The sequence below is a fragment of the Streptomyces sp. NPDC003042 genome (assembly GCF_053591315.1).
This window is the reverse complement of record NZ_JBSFTP010000012.1, coordinates 109,016-127,038: the sequence shown is the minus strand read 5'-3', so window position 1 is coordinate 127,038 and position 18,023 is coordinate 109,016. Positions and strand designations below refer to the sequence as shown.

General features: G+C 73.0%; 12 protein-coding genes. 9 read left to right on the top strand and 3 right to left on the bottom strand.

Going from position 1 to position 18,023, the window contains the following annotated elements:
- Nucleotides 1-139 precede the first annotated feature (139 nt).
- The 3 genes from ACWDYJ_RS09970 (at nt 140) to ACWDYJ_RS09960 (ending at nt 3,151) form a co-directional block, all read left to right on the top strand.
- The gene (locus tag ACWDYJ_RS09970) at nt 140-1,771 is read left to right on the top strand and encodes an AMP-binding protein (RefSeq protein WP_451565005.1); all 1,632 of its coding nucleotides are present in this window, start codon (nt 140-142) and stop codon (nt 1,769-1,771) included.
- A 103-nt stretch (nt 1,772-1,874) separates the two neighbouring features.
- Entirely contained in the window at nt 1,875-2,213 is a 339-nt protein-coding gene (locus ACWDYJ_RS09965; RefSeq protein ID WP_451565004.1) for a PadR family transcriptional regulator, read from the top strand.
- A complete protein-coding gene (locus tag ACWDYJ_RS09960) occupies nt 2,210-3,151 on the top strand; it encodes an HAAS signaling domain-containing protein (RefSeq protein ID WP_451565003.1) in 942 nt (313 codons plus the stop codon). The genes ACWDYJ_RS09965 and ACWDYJ_RS09960 overlap by 4 nt, the downstream gene beginning before the upstream one ends.
- Nucleotides 3,152-3,247: 96 nt before the next feature.
- Here the strand turns inward: ACWDYJ_RS09960 and ACWDYJ_RS09955 are convergent, their stop codons facing one another.
- Nucleotides 3,248-4,264, bottom strand: a complete 1,017-nt coding sequence (locus ACWDYJ_RS09955) for a diiron oxygenase (protein WP_451565002.1) — start codon at nt 4,262-4,264, stop codon at nt 3,248-3,250.
- A gap of 244 nt (nt 4,265-4,508) precedes the next feature.
- Here ACWDYJ_RS09955 and ACWDYJ_RS09950 point away from each other — a divergent pair, with 244 nt between their 5' ends.
- The 5 genes from ACWDYJ_RS09950 (at nt 4,509) to ACWDYJ_RS09930 (ending at nt 15,733) form a co-directional block, all read left to right on the top strand.
- Nucleotides 4,509-5,279, top strand: a complete 771-nt coding sequence (locus tag ACWDYJ_RS09950; protein WP_451565001.1) for a thioesterase II family protein — start codon at nt 4,509-4,511, stop codon at nt 5,277-5,279.
- A gap of 179 nt (nt 5,280-5,458) precedes the next feature.
- Nucleotides 5,459-12,073 carry an amino acid adenylation domain-containing protein gene (locus ACWDYJ_RS09945; protein ID WP_451565000.1) on the top strand — a complete coding sequence of 2,205 codons (6,615 nt, stop codon included), beginning with the start codon at nt 5,459-5,461 and terminating at the stop codon, nt 12,071-12,073.
- Between the two features lie 99 nt (nt 12,074-12,172).
- Nucleotides 12,173-12,385 carry an MbtH family protein gene (locus ACWDYJ_RS09940; protein ID WP_451564999.1) on the top strand — a complete coding sequence of 71 codons (213 nt, stop codon included), beginning with the start codon at nt 12,173-12,175 and terminating at the stop codon, nt 12,383-12,385.
- A 47-nt stretch (nt 12,386-12,432) separates the two neighbouring features.
- Nucleotides 12,433-13,572, top strand: coding sequence for a glycine amidinotransferase (locus ACWDYJ_RS09935; RefSeq protein WP_451564998.1), 1,140 nt, complete (start codon nt 12,433-12,435; stop codon nt 13,570-13,572).
- A gap of 67 nt (nt 13,573-13,639) precedes the next feature.
- Nucleotides 13,640-15,733: a hypothetical protein gene (locus ACWDYJ_RS09930; protein WP_451564997.1), complete on the top strand. Its 2,094-nt coding sequence runs from the start codon at nt 13,640-13,642 to the stop codon at nt 15,731-15,733.
- On the opposite strand, the gene ACWDYJ_RS09925 is transcribed toward ACWDYJ_RS09930, so the two are convergent.
- Both ACWDYJ_RS09925 and ACWDYJ_RS09920 read right to left on the bottom strand, forming a co-directional pair.
- Nucleotides 15,677-17,347, bottom strand: a complete 1,671-nt coding sequence (locus ACWDYJ_RS09925) for a hypothetical protein (protein WP_451564996.1) — start codon at nt 17,345-17,347, stop codon at nt 15,677-15,679. The two genes, ACWDYJ_RS09930 and ACWDYJ_RS09925, sit on opposite strands and share 57 nt — an antisense overlap.
- A gap of 77 nt (nt 17,348-17,424) precedes the next feature.
- On the bottom strand, nt 17,425-17,571 hold the full coding sequence (locus tag ACWDYJ_RS09920; RefSeq protein WP_451564995.1) for a hypothetical protein: 147 nt from the start codon (nt 17,569-17,571) through the stop codon (nt 17,425-17,427).
- Here ACWDYJ_RS09920 and ACWDYJ_RS09915 point away from each other — a divergent pair.
- A complete protein-coding gene (locus ACWDYJ_RS09915) occupies nt 17,570-18,022 on the top strand; it encodes a hypothetical protein (protein ID WP_451564994.1) in 453 nt (150 codons plus the stop codon). The two genes, ACWDYJ_RS09920 and ACWDYJ_RS09915, sit on opposite strands and share 2 nt — an antisense overlap.
- Nucleotide 18,023 lies beyond the last annotated feature (1 nt).

Sequence of the window (18,023 nt, the reverse complement as noted above, 5' to 3'; positions counted from 1 at the left end):
CGCCCGGCCCGGCGGGAGTTACCGGCCGCTTGCCTGGTGGCCGCCCGGAGCGCGTGGCGATGATGCGCAGCATCCGGGCACGACACCGCACCCCCGTGCGTACCGGACGTGCCGTGAACTCCTGGAGAGGACAAGTACGTTGGGAATCCCGGACCGGGGTCTGCTCGCGTGGCTGGACGAGGCGTCCACCGAGCGCGGCCTGTACTACGCCAACCGCGGGGACGACTGGGACTTCTGGTCCTACCGCGACCTGGGCGAACTGGTGCTGAGGACGGCCGCCGCGCTGCGGGCGAAGGGCGTCCGCGAGGGCGATGTGGTGGGCCTGGTGCTGCGTTCCAGCCCGGGCTTCGTCGCCGGGTTCTTCGGCGCGCTGGCCGCCGGCGCGACTCCGTGCTCGATCGCCCCGCCGTTCGCCTTCCAGCGGGCCGACGAGTACGAGCAGCACGCGGGCCATCTCTTCGAGACCGCCCGGCCCCGGTACACCATCTGTGACGACGAGTCGCTGGAGCGGATCCGCAAGGTCACCGCCGGGGCGGGGCTGACCGAGCCGGAGGTCTTCGAGGAACTCGTCGCGGGCGTCGCACCGCTGGAGCGGCCACTGCCGCTGCCGGAGATCGCTCTCCTGCAGTTCACCTCGGGGTCGAGCGGCTTCTCGCGCGGCGTGCGGATCTCCGCCGACGCCCTGCGGGCCAACCTCACCGGCATGCGCCGCTGGATCGGCTGGACCCCGGAGCACCCCGGCATCAGCTGGCTGCCGGTGCACCACGACATGGGCCTCGTCGGCTTCCTGCTGAACGCGGTCGTCACCGGCTGCGACGGCTGGATGATGCAGCCCGACGACTTCATCCGTTCGCCGCTGCGGTACCTGCGCTGCGTCAGCGAGAACGGCGCCGCCATGACGGGCATGCCCAACTTCGGGCTGGCGTACATCCTGCGCCGGGTCAAGCCGGCCCAGCTGGAGGGGCTGCGCTTTGACTCGATGCGGGCCGTGATCATCGGCGCGGAACGGGTCGACCCGCAGGTCCTGGAGGAGTTCCACGCGCTGCTGGGGCCGCACGGCCTCGACCGCGGCGCCCTGCTGCCCGCGTACGGCGGGGCGGAGGCGACCCTCGCGGTGACCGGCCTGCGTCCCGGCGAAGGCTGGACGACGCAGGTGCCCGACGACGGGGACGCCGCGTCCCTCGCCGGAACGGCGGTGGTCGGCTGCGGCCGTCCCCTGGAGGGCCGGACGGTGACGATCGTGTCGCAGGACGGCGAGGAGCTGCCGGACGGCCAGGTCGGCGAGATCGTCGTCACCGGGGTGTCGATCGCGAACGGGTACGTCGGCGACGCCGGCTCCGCCTCCGGCACCAGCCTCGCGGAGAAGGGGCTCGAATCCGGTGACGCGGGATTCGTGCGCGACGGGCAGCTGTTCGTGATCGGCCGGCTCGGCGACGGGCTCAAGGTGAACGGGAAGATGGTCTTCGCCGAGAGCCTGGAGACCCTGCTGCACCAGCGGGGCATCCCCGAGCGCCGCGTCGCCGTCCTGCTCGGCGTCCGTGACGGCGCGCCGACGGGCGTGGCCGTGTTCGGCGGCGTACAGCCGGGCTGGCGGGAGAGCGCCCACGAGGTCCTGGCCGAGTGGCTCGGCGAGGCACGCCTGGAGGCCGTCGAGCTGCCCCGGGGCGGCATCGCGGTCACCTCCAGCGGCAAGCCCCGCCGCCGGGTGATCTGGAAGGCGCTGTGCGCGGGGGAGTACTCCGGGACCACGGAGCCGCTGACCGCGCGGTGACGCGGCGGGGTGACGCCGCCGACCCGGTCGGCGGCGTCACCCTTACCGTCGCACTGTGCTGTCTCACTGGCATTAGTGTGCGGCGCACAGTATGGTGTCTCTCGTGTCCGTAGAAGAACTGACTCTCGCTCAGTCCCAGGAACTCCGCCGCGGGACCGTCGTGTTGGCCTGCCTGGCGCTGCTCAGGGAGCCGCAGTACGGGTATGCGCTCCTCGAGACGCTCAACGGCGCCGGGGTCACCGTCGACGGCAACACCCTCTACCCCCTGTTGCGCCGGCTGGAGAAACAAGGCCTGCTCACCAGCGAATGGAACACCGACGAGTCCCGGCCACGGAAGTTCTACCGGGTGAGCCCCGACGGCTCCCTGGTGTTCACCGGCCTGGTCCGAGAGTGGCGGGACCTCGTCACCTCGATCTCACGACTGACCAAGGAGAATGGATGAGCACCACCACGCTCACCGAGCGCTATGTGCACGAGGTGGTCCGGCGCCTCCCGGCGGACCAGCGCGACGACATCGCCGAGGAGCTCCGCGCCACGATCGCCGACACCATCGAAGCGCGTGACCCGGCCGCCCTCCAGGCGGCGGAGCGCGAGGTGCTCAGCGAGATGGGCGACCCCATCCGGTACGCCGCCCGCTACACGGACCGCCCGCTCGCCCTGATCGGGCCCGACCTCTACCCGATGTACGTCCGCCTGCTGGTCGTCCTGCTGACCTCCGTGCTGCCGGTGATCACCATCGTCTTCGCGCTGATGGAACTCGCCGACACGCACGACGCCGCCGCGGCCGTCGGCGCCGGCATCAGCACGGTGCTCACGGTCGGCGCCCAGCTGATCGCCGTGCTCACCCTGGCGTTCGCGGTGGCCGAGCGGGTCCGCAACCGCGACGGCGCACTGGCCCGTACCGCCACCTGGACCCTCGACGACCTGCCCGAGGTACGGCAGCCGGACAAGGGCGGCGTCGCGGCCTACGCCGCGGTGGCGTGGGACGCGCTGCTGATCGCACTGATCGGGTGGCAGCACTTCGCGCGGCCCTACCGCACCGGCGGCGGCGAGGAGATCGAGGTGCTCGACCCGGCCCTGTGGTCGGGCTGGATCTGGCCCGTCCTCGTCGGTCTCGCCGGAATGCTGGCGGTCGCGCTGGCCCGCGTGGCCGCGCGCGGCTGGACCGTTCCACTGGCCGGCCTGAACGCCGTCACCCAGGCGGTGTTCGCGCTGCCGCTGGCCTGGATCCTGCACCGCCAGATGTTCCTCAACCCGCGGTTCCTCGCCGACGCCAGCTCGAACGGGCTGACGCAGGAGGTCTACACGGGCGCGGCGGTCATCGTGCTCCTCGTCGGCGCGAGCGCCGCCGTCAAGAGCTTCCGCGCGGCGCGGCGGTGACGGCGGCCCCCCGACGTGACGGTGCCCGAGCGGACGCGGTGTGAACGCGTCCGACTCGGGCACCGTGGCTTCCGGCCGGGTTCGAACGGGCCGGCCTCAGCGGATCCGCATGGCCTCCGGCCGCACCAGGTTCTCCGCGAGCAGCAGGTCCTTGACGCGGTCCGAGAGCATGTCCAGCTGTCGGAGCACGTGGATGACCTGCTGGAACAGCATCTGCCGGTAAGTGGCCATCATCGGGTTGGTCCGGGCGAAGTGCAGGCCCTTGTTCACGTCGAGTTCCATCCGCTCCCACACCTCACGGAGCATGAACCGGCGCGACATCAGCTGGATCGCCTCCAGCAGGAAGTCCTCGCGCTCGCGCAGTTCGGCCGAGGTGACCTGCTGGTACATGCCGGTCAGCGCGGTGACCCCGAAGGCGATGTGCCGGGCCTCGTCCTGCGCGACCAGCTTGGTGATCTGCCGGATCACGGGATCGCCGAAACCGCTGCTCGCGAGCCGCAGCGCGGTGATGGCCAGGCCCTCGACGACCACCTGCATGCCGAGGTAGACGATGTCCCAGCGGGACTCCGACAGCAGGTCGTACAGCAGCGTCTTGAGTCCGGGGTTGATCGGGTACACGGACTGCAGCTTCTCGTCGACGTACCGCGCGAAGGCCTCGACGTGCCGCGCCTCGTCGGCGACCTGTGAGGCGGCGTAGGTCTTGGCGTCCAGGTCAGGCACGGTCTCGACGAGGCGCGCCGTGGTCACCAGCGCACCCTGCTCGCCGTGCAGGAACTGGCTGCACATCCACGCCTGGTACTCCCAGCGGAACTGGGTGAGCAGTTCGCGCGGTACGGGGCTGCCGTCACCGACCACGAAGGAGGCGAGCCTGGAACCGTTCTCCTCGGACAGCTCGGCGCCGAAGTGGACGTCGTGGTCCCAGTCGATGTCGGTGGTGGCGTTCCACTGGTTGACCTTGTTCTTCTCGTAGAGGCTCCACACACGGGTGTCGCGGTTCCCGTAGTTCCAGTTCAGGCAGGCCTGGAACATCGCATCGACCTCCATGAGGTCGGTCTTGACGGAATCCAGGGTGAAGAGCGTCGTGTCGGACGCCTCGTCGGGAACTGTGGTCATGGGATTGAGATCCACCCCTCGGCGCGGAACAGAATGATTGACCGTCAGTCTTTGCGCCGCGCGGAGCGCCTCTCCAGGCACCGGCGGGGCAATTTGGCGGCAGACCGGTTGCCGGTGCCCGTGCCTGGCCCCGACGTCACCTCCGCCCCACGATGAGGGGAACGGGCAGTAGCCGGCCCCGACGACACCTCCAGCCCCCAGGGCACCTCCAGCCCCCGAAGCACCGGCCGACGGAAGGAGCGGGATGCGCACCCATGCCGCCGCCCCCCTCACCCGCCCCGCTCACGACTCTCCGTGGATCGTCGGCCGGGTGATCCCGCCGCAACCACGGCTGCGGCTGATCTGCCTGCCCCAGGCGGGCGGCAGCGCCGGCTCGTTCGCACCCTGGCGCCTCGTACCGCCACCCGGCGTGGAGCTCGCGACCGTGGAGCTGCCCGGCCGGGGCGTGCGCAGCGCGGAGGACCTGCCGGACACCCTCGAAGAGCTGGCCGACGCCGTGATCGACGGCATCTCGGACGAGTTCGACGAGCCGTACGCGCTCTTCGGGCACAGCTTCGGCGCGCTCCTCGGCTACGAGATCGCCGTACGCGTCGCCAGGCGCGGTCTGACCCCGCCCCGCGCACTGTTCGTGTCCGCCTCGCGGGCGCCGCACACCCCCGTGCGCAAGCGGATCTCGGACCTGGACGACAGCGGCCTGCTCGCCTGGCTGGACGGCTTCGGCGGCTTCCCGCCCGACCTCGCCCGATACCCGGCGTACTTGCGGTACGCGCTGCGTACCGTCCGGCGCGACCTCGCGCTCACCGAGACCTACCTGGCCGCAGGACCGGAACCGGTCACCTGCCCGCTGCACGTCCTCGGCGGCGCCGAGGACCCGCTCGTGAGCGGGGCGCAGCTGGAGCGCTGGCGCGACTGCGCCGCGGCCGACTTCACCGTCCGGCTACTGCCGGGCGGCCACGACTACCTCTTCACCGGTGCCGCCGCAGCGCTGGGCGCCCTCGTCGCGACCCTGCCCTGACCGGCACCGGGCACCGGCCGAAGGGCCGGGTCCAGGCAGGGAAGCTGCCGGTCCAGTGCCTGTCCGGCTCCCCGGCCGTGGGGGAGCATCACCACATCGGCCGAGTCTGCCACGCCCCCCATTTCGCAGCCCGCCACCCACCACAGTCCACGCCGACCGCTTACGGGGAATCCCTCTCAGTGAACGAAGTGAAAGAGTCACCCATCGAGTCGGCGCTGCCCCTCACTCCGCTCCAGGAGGGCATGCTCTTCCACGCGTTGTACGACTCCGAGGACGTGGACGTCTACAACATCCAGGCCGACTTCGAGCTGCGCGGCGAGGTGTCGGCGCAGCGGCTGAGGGCAGCCTGCGAAGCCACGCTCGCGCGTCACGCCATCCTGCGCACCGGCTTTCGGCTGCGCGGGAACGGGCAGCCGGTCCAACTGGTCCGCCGCGGGGTGGAGACGCCCTGGACGGAGCTCGACCTGTCCGAGGAGTCCGAGTCGGCGGGCCGGGAACGGCTGATGGCCTTCCTGGAGGAGGAGCGGCTGCGCCGCTTCGACATGACGGCGCCGCCCCTGATGCGGTTCGCGCTGATCCGGCTGGCGCCGGGGCGGCACGCCTTCATCCTGACGTACCACCACATCCTGCTGGACGGCTGGTCGCTGCCGCTGGTGCTGCGGGACCTGCTCGCGCTGTACGCGGGCGCCGGCGAGGGAGACGCGGGGCTCGATCCCGTCACGCCCTTCTCCGACTTCCTGCGCTGGCTCGCCCGGCAGGACCGCCCGGCGGCGGAACAGGCGTGGCGCGGCGCCCTCCAGGGCCTGGAGGAGCCGACGCTCGTCGCCCCCGGCGTACCCGCGGCGGGCGCGGGCGCGATGCCCGGGCTGACCTTCGTGACGCTCCCCGAGGACACCACCGACGCGCTGACCGCGAGCGCCCGGCGGCACGGCCTCACCCTCAACACGGTGGTGCAGGGCCTCTGGTCGCTGGTGCTCTGCCTGCTGACCGGGCGGGACGACGTGGTCTTCGGCCAGACCGTGCACGGCCGCCCGACGCGGCTGCCCGGCGCCGATTCCATGGTGGGGCTGCTCATGAACGCGGTCCCGGTCCGGGTACGGATCGACCCCGCGGAGTCGATGGCCGCCCTCTTCCTCCGGATCCAGGACGAGCAGTACGGGCTCGACCCGCACCACTACCTCGGGCTCGCCGAGGTGCAGCGGCTGGCCGGACTCGGCCCGCTCTTCGACACCTCGACCGGCTTCGGCAACGCGCCCTTCGACTGGGCCTCCGTACAGGAGATCGTCCCCGGCCTGCGCGTGGCCATGCTGGAGGGGGACACGGAGGCGACCGGACAGCAGGAGATCACCGGGTCCACCCACTACCCGCTGAGCGTCTTCGCCGTCCCCGGCCCCCGCCTGCGGCTCGAACTCAACTACCGCACCGACCTGTTCGACGCCGACCGCATGGAGCTGATCGGCTCCCGGCTGCGGCTGCTGATCGACACCTTCCTCACCGACCCCACCACCCCCGTCGCGGCGATCCCGCTGTTGACCCCCGCGGAGCGGGACCGCGTGCTGGGCGACTGGGGCCGCCACCCCGGTACGCGGGCGCCCCGGTCTCCCGGCCGCACCCCGGCGACACTCCCGCAGCGGTTCGAGGAGCAGGCGCGCGCCACCCCGGCGGCGCCGGCCGTGGCCGACACGGAACGCACCCTCGACTACCGCGAGCTCGACGAGGCGTCCAACCGGCTCGCCCGGCTCCTGCGGGAGCGCGGAGTGCGGCCCGGTGACCTGGTCGCCGTGGCGCTGCCGCGCTCCACCGACCTGATCGTGGCCCTGCTCGCCGCCCTGAAGGCGGGGGCCGGGTACGTGCCGATCGACCTCGGATACCCCGAGGAGCGGATCTCGTTCATGCTGGACGACGCCGCTCCGTCGGTCGTCGTCTGCGCCGACGCCGCCCATCCGGCGCTCGCCGGGCACCCGTCCGTGGTCCCGGTCCGCGACCCCGCCGTACGGGCCGAACTGGCGCTGCTCGCGGGGCACCGGATGGACGACGCCGAGCGCGGCGCGCCGGTCAGGCTCGCGGACACGGCCTACGTCATCTACACCTCGGGCTCGACCGGCCGCCCCAAGGGCGTCGCGGTGGAGCACCGCACCGTCGACGGCTACCTCGCCTTCGCCCGTACGGCCTACCCCGGCCTCGCCGAACAGGCGCTGGTGCACTCGCCCCCCTCCTTCGACCTCACCGTCACCGGCATCTTCGGGCCGCTGCTCGCGGGAGGTCTCGTACGCGTCGTCGACCTGGACGACTTCGACGCCCCCCTCGGATCCGCGGGCCGGGCGCCCGCCTTCGTGAAGGCCACACCGAGCCACCTGCCGGTCCTGGTCGCCTCCCAGGAGTGGTACTCGCCGACCGGCGAACTCGTCCTCGGCGGCGAGCAGTTGACCGGCGAAGCGCTGACCGGATGGCGCGCCGGCCACCCGGGGGTGACGGTCGTCAACGAGTACGGCCCCACGGAGGCGACCGTGGGCTGCATGGAGTACCGCCTGGAGCCCGGCGACCCGCTGCCGCGGGGAGCGGTGCCGATCGGCCGGCCCGTCCCTGACGCCCGCGTGTACGTCCTGGACGCCTTCCTGCGCCCGGTCCCGGCGGGCATCCCCGGCGAGCTGTACATCGGCGGTGACGTACTCGCCCGCGGCTACGTCAACCGGCCGGGGCTCTCCGCGTCCCGCTTCGTCGCCGACCCCTTCGGCGCGCCCGGCACCCGGATGTACCGCACCGGCGACATCGCCTGGTGGCGGCCCGACGGCGTCATGGTCTACGGCGGCCGGTCCGACGACCAGGTCAAGGTGCGCGGCTTCCGGATCGAGCTGGGCGAGGTCGAGGCCGCGGTCGCGGCCGATCCCGCCGTCGCCCAGGCCTCGGTCGTGGTCCGGGAGGACCGGCTCGGGGCGCCCCGGCTGGTGGCGTACGTGGTCGCCCCGGCCGACGGGCACGCCGAACCGGGCACGCTCGCGGAGCGGATCGCGGCGCGGCTGCCCGCGTACATGGTCCCGAGCGCCTTCGTCACGCTGCCCGCCCTGCCCCTGACGCCCAACGGGAAGGTCGACCGCGCGGCGCTGCCCGAACCGGGCGCGGAAGAGGAGGCGGGCCCGGCGGCGACGCCGGGCCCGCAGCGCCCGCAGGCGCAGGGCCCCCGGCCGTCCGACACCGCCGAGGCGACGCTCGTCGGGCTGTTCGCTCAGGTGCTGGGTGTGGAGGGGGTGGAGGCGGGGTCGGACTTCTTCGTTCTGGGTGGTGATTCGATCACCGCGATCCAGCTGGTCGCCCGTGCTCGCAAGGCGGGGCTGCGGCTGACGCCCAAGCACGTCTTCACCCACCGCACCCCGGCCGCCCTCGCCGCGTTCCTGTCACAGGGCAGCGCGCCGGACAACCGGCGGGACGGCGGGCAGGGCGGCACGGCGGACACCGCCACCGAGCGGCCCGCCGCGGCGCCCGACGGCACGGAGGCGACGCTCGTCGGGCTGTTCGCTCAGGTGCTGGGTGTGGAGGGGGTGGAGGCGGGGTCGGACTTCTTCGTTCTGGGTGGTGATTCGATCACCGCGATCCAGCTGGTCGCCCGTGCTCGCAAGGCGGGGCTGCGGCTGACCCCCAAGCACGTCTTCACCCACCGCACCCCCGCCGCCCTCGCCGCCTTCCTGCGCCGGCGCGGCGAAGGGGACACGGCGGGCGGCTCCCGCACCGCGGACGAGGCGCCCACCGCGAGCGCCGCCACGCCGATCATGCACTGGCTGCGCGAGCTCGGCGGAACGGCCGACGCCTACCACCAGTCGACGCTGCTGCGCGTGCCGTCCGGGCTCGGAACCGAGGCGCTGACCCTCGCCGTACGGGCCGTCGTAGAACGCCACGAGGCACTGAACGGACGCCTGCGGGCGGACGGGTCCCTCGCCCTGGAGCCCTTGGAACCCTTGGAGCCCCTGAAGCCTCTGGAGTCCCCGCGGCCGGCCGACCCGGCGGGAGAGCGGGACCGGGTGCGCCGTGTCGACGTCTCGGGCCTCGCCCCCGACGCCCTGCACGCGCGGATCGCCGCCTGCGCCCGGGAGGACGCCGGCGCGCTCGCCCCCCGGGACGGCGCCATGCTGAGGGTCACCTGGTTCGACGCCGGCGAGGGCGGGCAGGGCCGGTTGCTCGTCACCGTCCACCACCTGGCCGTCGACGCGGTGTCCTGGCACATCCTGCTGACCGACCTGTACACCGCCTGGGAGAGCGCGGTGGCGGGCGCCGCCCCCCGGCTGGAACCGGTACCGCTCCCGCTGCGCGAGTGGAGCCGTACGCTGCGCGCGGCGGCGAAGGCCCCCGCCGCGCTCGGCGAGCTCCCCTTCTGGCGCAGGACCCTCGGCGCCGGCGGCGGCGCGCTCACCGACGCCGCGCTCTCGCCGTCCCGCGACGTCTACGCGACGGCCGGCGAACTCAGCCTCACCCTCCCCGAGGACCTGACCGCGCCGCTGCTCACGACGGTCCCGGCAGCCTTCGGCACCCGCACGAACGAGGTCCTGCTCACCGGCCTGGCCCTGGCCGTCGCCGCCTGGCGGCGCGGCCGCCGGGAACCGGCCGACAACACCGCGGTCCTCGTCGACGTCGAGGGACACGGCCGCGAGGAGATCGCCGAGGACATCGACCTGTCGGCGACCGTCGGCTGGCTCACCTCGCTGTACCCCGTACGGATCGACGCCGGGACCGGCGACTGGACGCCCGTCGGCGACCCGGCCGACGCGCGTCTCGGCGAGGCCGTGCGCCGGATCACGGCGCAGCTCGCCGCGGTCCCCCGACGCGGGATCGGCTTCGGCCTGCTGCGCCACCTCAACCCCGACACGGCCGCCGAACTGGCGGCGCACCCGGCCCCGCAGATCGGGTTCAACTACCTCGGTCGGCAGGGCGGCGCGGGCCAGGACGACTGGGACCTGGCGCCCGAGTCGGACGCGCTGCCCGTCGGAGCCGATCCCCGGATGCCGATGGCGCACGTGATCGAGCTGAACGCGGCGGTCACCGACAGCCCGTCGGGCCCCCGGTTGGTCGCCCACTGGCTGTGGGCCCGCCTGGTCCTGCCCGAGGCGGACCTGAACGAGCTGGCCCGGCTCTGGTTCGCGGCGCTGCGCGCACTGGTGGCGTACGGGACGGATCCCGAGCGGACCACGCGTCGTCCCGCTTCCGCACTCCCGCAGGGCGCGGGGGACGTGGACCAGGAGGAACTGGCCCGGTTCAGCTCGCGCACGGGCATGACCCTCGCCCAGGTACTGCCGATGACGCCGATGCAGGAGGGGCTGCTCTTCCACGCCCGGTACGACAGCCGGGACCTGGACGTCTACCACGTGCAGATCTCCCTGGACGTCCAGGGCGAGCTCGACGTCGAGCGGTTCCGGGCAGCGTGCGACGCCGTGCTGCGCCGCCACCCGATGCTGCGCGCGGGCTTCCTCCAGCTCCGGTCGGGAGAGCCGGTCCAGGTCATCCCCGACCCGGTCCCGATGCCCTGGCACACCCACGACCTGACCGGCCTCGACCCGCAGGCCCAGGCGGAGCGGCTGGACGCGCTGCTCGACGCCGACCGGCGGCGGCGGTTCGACCCCGCCCTGCCACCCCTGATGCGCTGCACGCGGATCGCCCTGGCCGAGGACCGCAACCAGCTCGTGCTGAGCATGCACCACCTGCTCGTGGACGGCTGGACCAGCTCGCTGGTCCTGCGCGACCTGCTCGCGCTGTACGACCACGCCGGCGACGAGAGCGTCCTGCCCGAGCCCGTCCACTACCCCGACTACCTGCGGTGGCTGGCCGAGCAGGACCTCGACGAGGCGCGCGCGGCCTGGATGGAGGAGCTGGCGGGCCTGAAGGAGCCCACGCTGGTCACTCCGGACGAGGACACCGCACGGGTGCGCGCGCTCCCGGAGCGCATCGCCGTCGAGCTGTCCGAGGCGGGGACCACCGCGCTGTACGAGATGTCGCGCCGCCACGGAGTCACCCTCAACACGCTGGTCCGGCTGGCGTGGGCCCTGTGCCTGCACCGTCGGACCGGGCAGCGGGACATCGTCTTCGGTGCCACGGTCTCGGGACGGCCGGCCGAACTCCCGGGCGTCGAGGAAATGGTCGGCCTGTTCATCAACACCGTGCCCGTACGGGTGCGGCTGGACCCGGCCGAGCCGGTGGGCGACCTCCTCGACCGCCTCCAGCAGAAGCACGCCGAGCTCATCCCCTACCACCACCTGGCCCTGACCGACATCCAGCGGGTCGCGGGCCTGGGGACGCTGTTCGACAGCTGCGTCGTCTTCGAGAACTATCCGAACGCCGACAGCATGCCGAGCGGCCCGGACGACGACCTGCGGCTGCTGGACATCACCGGCCACGACGCCTACCACTATCCGCTGAAGCTGATGGCCGTCCCCGGTGAGCGGCTCTACCTGGAGGTCAGCTACCGCCCCGACCTCTTCGACGCCGACCTCGCGCAGCAGATGGCCGTCCAACTGCAGGCCCTGCTCGCCGAGCTGCCCAGATCGCTGACGGTCCCGACGGAACGTTTCCTGACGTCCCCGCCCCCGTCGGCCGTCGGACCCGGGCCGCAGCGGCTCCTGTGCGAGCTGATCGCGGAGGTGCTGGGACACGACGTCGTCAGCCCCGACGACGACGTGTTCGACCTCGGCTGCGACTCGTTGACGGCGCTGCGCCTGGCGGGCCGGATCGAAGTGGTGCTGGGACGGGACGTCGACATCGAGGCCGTCTTCCGCTGCCGCACCGCGCGCGCCCTCGCCGGCGCGCTCACCTGAGGTCACCTGAGGTCACCCGAGGCCCACTCGAGGCCACCCGAGGTCAACACCGCCTGACGGCCGGCAGAGCGCCGGCCCCGGACAAGAAGGACTCACGCCATGGCAAACCCCTTCGACAACGAGGACGGCACGTTCCACGTGCTCGTCAACGAAGAACGCCAGCACTGCCTGTGGCCCGCGTTCGTCGTGGTGCCCCCCGGCTGGGACATCGTCGTCGCCGCGACGGACCGGCAGGAATGTCTCACGTACATCGAGACGCACTGGACGGACATGCGTCCCGCGAGCCTCGCCCGCTCCGCCGACGCGGCCTGACCCCGAACCCGCTGCCCACACACCCTGCACAGATAGGTGTCGTAGACATGCAGAACAACGCTCCGGTCGTCAATTCGTGGAACGAGTGGGACCCGCTGCGGGAGATGGTGGTCGGCTCCGCCGACAACGCCTGCTTCGAGCCGACCGAGCCCGGCAGCCGTCCCTCGATACGCAACGCCCCGGACACGGCGTTCCCGACCGGCCCGAAGTCCAAGGAGGCCATCTACCTGGCCAACGAGGAACTCGACGGCCTCGCCTCCCTGCTGCGGTCCCAGGGCGTCACCGTGCGCCGCCCCGAGCCGCACGACTTCTCGGCCCCCGTCCGCACCCCGGACTTCGAGGTCGAGAACCAGTACTGCGCCGTCTGCCCGCGCGACGTGATGATCACCATCGGCAACGAGATCATCGAAGCCACCATGTCGCGCCGGTCCCGCTACTTCGAGTACCAGCCCTACCGCAAGCTGGTGTACGAGTACTGGAACGCCGACTCCCGCACCCAGTGGACCACCGCCCCCAAGCCGTCGATGGCCGAGGGCATGTACCGCGAGGAGTTCTGGGACTGGCCGCTGGAGAAGCGGCACGCGCAGATGCACTCGTTCGAGTTCTGCGTCCACCAGGACGAGGTCGTCTTCGACGCCGCCGACATGAGCCGGTTCGGGCGCGACATCCTCGTCCAGGAGTCGATGACCACCAACCGGGCGGGCATCCACTGGCTCAAGCGCCACCTGGAGCCGCGCGGCTTCCGCGTCCACCCCGTGCACTTCCCGCTGGACTTCTTCCCCTCGCACATCGACTGCACCTTCGTGCCGCTGCGCCCCGGCCTGATCCTCACCAACCCGGACCGGCCGCTGCGCGAGGGCGAGGAGAAGATGTTCCTCGAGAACGACTGGGAGCTGGTCGAGGTTCCGCAGCCCGTCCTGACGAACGAGGAGATGCCGCAGTACTGCCAGTCCTCCAAGTGGCTCTCGATGAACGTGCTGAGCATCTCGCCGACCAAGGTCATCTGCGAGGAGCAGGAGAAGCCCCTCCAGGACCTGCTCGCCGCCCGCGGTTTCGAGGTCTTCCCGATCCCGTTCCGCAACGTCTTCGAGTACGGCGGCTCCCTGCACTGCGCCACCTGGGACGTGCGCCGCGAGGGCGAGCGGGAGGACTACTTCCCGAAGCTCGACTACAAGCCGCTGTCCTGACCGGCACTTTCCGGACGATGTCGCGGAAGGCCGCCGTCCGGGGAGCGGGAGTGGAACACTGCGCCGCGTGGACTCGGTGAACAACAGCATCTCCGGCGGCACCTTCTACGGCCCGGTCATCCTGGGCCGCGAGATCGACGTGCAGCAGCATGGCGCCATGGCCCCGCGCGCACCGCTGGTACCCCGCATGCTGCCCCACGGACCCGACGGCTTCGTCGACCGCGAGGGACTGCGCGCCCGGCTGGACGAACTGCTCGACGGGCGGGATCGGCGCGGCACCCCGCTGCTGGTCCTGCTGCACGGCACGCCCTGGGTCGGCAAAACCGGCCTGGCGCTGCACTGGGCGCGCCTACGGCAGGCGCGGTTCCCCGGCGGGGCGTTCTACGCCGAACTCAGCCCCGACGGGGTCGGCGCGGGCGTCGACCCCGCCGCCGTACTGGAGTCGTTCATCGGCATGACCGGCGCCCCGCGCGCCGAACTCCCCTCCACCACGGCCGGCCTGGCCGCCCGCTTCCGGGGCCTGACGGACGCCGAGCCCTCGCTCGTCGTCCTCGACGGGGTCGTCCGGGCGGCCGACGTGGCGCAGCTGCTGCCCGGCCACCCCGCGAGCATGGTGGTGATGACCAGCCGCTTCCGCCTCAGCGCCTTCGGACCCGACCGGATGCCGGTGCGGATCGGGGTGGAGGAGCTGGCCGAGGAGGCGTGCGCCGAGCTGTTCCGCACCGTGGCGGGGCAGGACGCGGACGGCGCCGGAGAGGCGTTCCGCACGGTGATCCGGGCCTCGGCCGGGCTGCCGCTGGTGGTGCGCATCGCCGCGGCGCAGGCCGCCGATCCGCTGTCCGGCGGGGTCGAGGGGCTGGCCGGGCGGATCGCCGAGCGCACGTCCGTCCTGGAGGTGATCGGGGTGTCCCTCGACCTCATGTACGCGGCGCTCGACCCGGCCGGCCGGCGCGGTTTCCGGCTCCTCGGGGCCCATCCCGGCCCGGAGTTCGCCGACGCCCTCCTCGACGCCCTCGCCCCCGGCGCCCTGACGGGCCTGTACGCGGCCGGCCTGTTGGAGCGCGTCACCCGCGAGCGGTCCCGGCTGAACGGTGCCCTGCACGGGCACGCCCAGGAGCTGGGGGCCGCCGAGGCGCGGCAGAACGCGGCGCTGATCACCGACTGGTACCTGCGGCGGGCCGCGGCCGCCGAGTACACGCTGTCCGGGCGCTGGCACTACGGGCCGCTCTTCGCGGAACCGGACGCCCTCAAGGCCGTGTTCGGGGAGGACAAGGCGCGGGCGGTGGCGGCCCTGGAACCCGACCGGCACAACCTCGCCGCCGTGGCCCGGCTGTGCCGGACGGCCGATCCCGCCGCCCTCGGGCAGCTCGCCGAGGCCGTGCACGGCCTCTTCTTCACCCGCGGCCACCACAGCCTGTGGATCGACATCGTCCGCCCGGCCGTCGAGGCGGCCGGGCGCACCGGCGACGGACTCGCCCTCGCCCGCGCCCACTTCGAGCTGGCCTTCGCCCTCGCGGACCGCGGCTCGGCCGAGGACCTGGCCGAGGCCCGCGAGCAGTACGACAAGGCCCGCGAGAGCGCCCGCCGGATCGGCCACGCCCGTACGGAGTCCTCCGCCCTGGAAGGGCTCGGACAGCTCGCGACCAGGTCCGGCGACCCGCGCGCGGCCATGGACCTGTACGGGCAGGCCCGCACCGCCCTCGGGGACCTCGACCACCCGCGCGGCCACGCCCTGCTGGAGTACCACCGGGGCAACGCGGCCGTCGCGGCCGGGCAGCACGAGGAGGCCGCCGCGCACCTGGGGGAGGCGCTGCGCCGGTTCCTGGCACTGGAGCGGCCGGACACCGCCAACGCCGCCAAGACCCGGCTGCGCCTGGCCACGGCCCGCCTGGCGGCCGGGCGGCCCGAGGAGGCGGAAGGGCCGCTGGAGCAGGCGTTCGCGGAATTCACGCAGCCCACGGTCAACCGGGCCGACGCCGTGCTCGTACGGGGAGACGTACGCGCGGCCCTCGGGCAGCCGGAAGCCGCCCGGGCCGACTGGCACGAGGCCCTGGCCCTGTACGAGCGGCTCGGCAGCGTCCGCGCCGAGGAGCCCCGGATCCGGCTAGCGCGCACCTGCGGCGTCACCGGCGTCCCCGAGCAGGGTGAGCCGCAGGGCTGAGACGGTGCCGCCGACCCGCAGGGCCACCTCGCCCTCCGGTTCGGCGCCCGCGCCCAGCAGGGCCAGCAGCGCCGACCCGGCCAGAGCGGGATCCACCCCGCCCGCCGCGCCCGCCCCGCCCGTCGCCGTGAACTCCCGGCCGTCCCGCAGCACCAGCCGGCCGCCCGGACCCGCCACCAGGACGCATCCCGGATGCCGGGCCAGCAGCTCCCCCGGCTCCGACCCCGCCCGCGCCACCAGCACCTCGGCCCGCGCGCGCCACCGCGGATCGGGCTCGGCGGCGTCGGCCACCGTGTGCGGGTCGGCGCCCAGGTGGGCCGTGCCCCGGCCCTGCGGCTCGGCCGGGTAGCGGCGTACGGTCACCTCCCGGCCGGCGACGGCGGCGTCCACGAGGAGCGCCGGACCGGCCGGCACGCCGGCCGGCGCGGGCGCGGGCAGGGCCACCGGGCGCGCGAGGCACGTGTACGGAGGCTCGGGCAGGCGCAGATGCCGGTAGCAGAGGGCGCGCATCAGGCCGAGGGACCGGCCGGGGCGCGAGGTGACCCGGGCAGCCGCCCCGGGGAGGGCGACGGCCGAGGCGAGTTGAGCGGCCAGCGGGGCGAAGGGGTCCAGCCGGGGCAGCCGCTCGCCGAGCCAGGCCATGGGGGAGCCGGGGGCGACGGTGTTCTCGTCGAAGGCGGCCAGCAGTCCGGGCAGGCCGCGCGCGGCGGCGTAGAGGGAGAGGGAACCGTGGTCGCCGAGGTAGGCGTCGGCGGCGCAGATCGCGGCCTTCCAGGTGTCCCCGGCGGGCGGCGGCAGGAGGAGCCCGGCGCGCAGGCACGGTTCGAGCCAGGTCCGTATCTGCCAGCCGCCGTGGCCGTACCAGGCATTGGGGTGGACGGCGGCCAGGACCCGGAATTCGTCGGACGGCAATTCGGCGAGGGCGCGCCGTACGACGTCGAATGAGGAACCCAGGACGGATTCACCGCCCCAGGTGGAGGTGATCAGGAGGAGTTTCTGTTCCGGCCGGATTCCGAGGGCCGCACGGTATTCCGTACGGAAGGGTGCGGAGACGTCGAGCTGGTCCGCGCAGGGGTCGCCCAGGACGTGCGCGTGCAGGGCGGCTTCGGGGCAGTCACGGTCGAGCCGGGCCCGTTGTTCCTCGTGCGAGAGGACGATCGCGGCCGGTACGACCGCGCCGTCGTGCAGCAGCCACTCCGGAGACAGCCCGAAAGCCCCTGCCCCGGATTCCGGATTCCGGATTCCGGATTCCGGATTCCTGCTGAGCTTTTTATTGTATCCGGCGCCGTGAGGCGTGCCAATGAGAGGAGCGGAAATATCTTCCATGTTTCCACCCCGGCTGGTGCTCACCGCGAGGTCGAAGGAACGCGCCAGAGCCTCTTCCCACGGTATGAAGAACAGCTCGCGCGCGGCGATGAATTCGGCGATTCCGTCCTCGAACGCGGAGGATCCGGTGCAGGTGAACACCACGCGGACCCGCGGGTCGCCCTCGAAGACGGTGAGCACGTCGAGCAGCCGGGTCGCCGAGGTGACGTTGTGGATGACGCCCAGCACCGTGCGCTCGGCCGGCACGGTCAGCCACCGCCGTGCCAAAAGCCCCCGCTCGGTCCGCATCCGCCCCCGTCTTTCCCCCTCGGCCCTCGTCCGGAACCGCCCACCCAGCCGTCAGCCTACGGCTAAGACTTGTTCCGCTACGCGGTCTTGGGGTCGTCCACGTCGGTGAGGCGGACGAAAGCGGCGAGGGCGGCGGATACGAGGTCGCGCTTGCCGGTCAGGCCGCAGGCGATGCACTTGTGCTCACGCCTTGAGTCCCTGCAAGCCCTTAGCATGGGCGCCATGGATGTCTCGGCACTGGTGACGGCGGGCGCGACCACGGTGGTCGGGCTCATGGCCTCCGACGCGTGGACCTACGTCGGCGGGCGCTTCGCCCGCCTCCTCGGCCACGGGGACGGCGACGCGGCTCCGGAGGAGGCGGTCGCGCTCGAACTGCGTTCGTCCCGCGCCGAGTTGCTGATGGCGCGCGCCGACGGGGACGAGGCCGCCGCGGCCCGGGTCGAGGAGGGCTGGCGGGAGCGGCTGCGGGCGCTGCTCCAGCAGGACGAGGCGGCCGCGCGGGAACTCGCCGAGCTGCTGGACGAGGTGAACCCGGGCTGGCGCGAGCCCGCGGCGCCCGCCGTCCACAACACCATCAGCGGCGGAACCTTCAACAGCCAGGTCTTCCTGGGCCAGGACTTCGGCGGCAGCACCTTCCACCAGCCGCCGACCGGTCCCGCGCACGGCGCCCCGTAGC

Coding starts and splice junctions, on each gene's coding strand:
- ACWDYJ_RS09940 (WP_451564999.1), top strand. CDS start 12,173: ATGGCAAACCCCTTCGACAACGAGGACGGCACGTTCCACGTGCTCGTC.
- ACWDYJ_RS09955 (WP_451565002.1), bottom strand. CDS start 4,264: ATGACCACAGTTCCCGACGAGGCGTCCGACACGACGCTCTTCACCCTG.
- ACWDYJ_RS09915 (WP_451564994.1), top strand. CDS start 17,570: ATGGATGTCTCGGCACTGGTGACGGCGGGCGCGACCACGGTGGTCGGG.
- ACWDYJ_RS09960 (WP_451565003.1), top strand. CDS start 2,210: ATGAGCACCACCACGCTCACCGAGCGCTATGTGCACGAGGTGGTCCGG.
- ACWDYJ_RS09950 (WP_451565001.1), top strand. CDS start 4,509: ATGCGCACCCATGCCGCCGCCCCCCTCACCCGCCCCGCTCACGACTCT.
- ACWDYJ_RS09925 (WP_451564996.1), bottom strand. CDS start 17,347: ATGCGGACCGAGCGGGGGCTTTTGGCACGGCGGTGGCTGACCGTGCCG.
- ACWDYJ_RS09935 (WP_451564998.1), top strand. CDS start 12,433: ATGCAGAACAACGCTCCGGTCGTCAATTCGTGGAACGAGTGGGACCCG.
- ACWDYJ_RS09920 (WP_451564995.1), bottom strand. CDS start 17,571: ATGGCGCCCATGCTAAGGGCTTGCAGGGACTCAAGGCGTGAGCACAAG.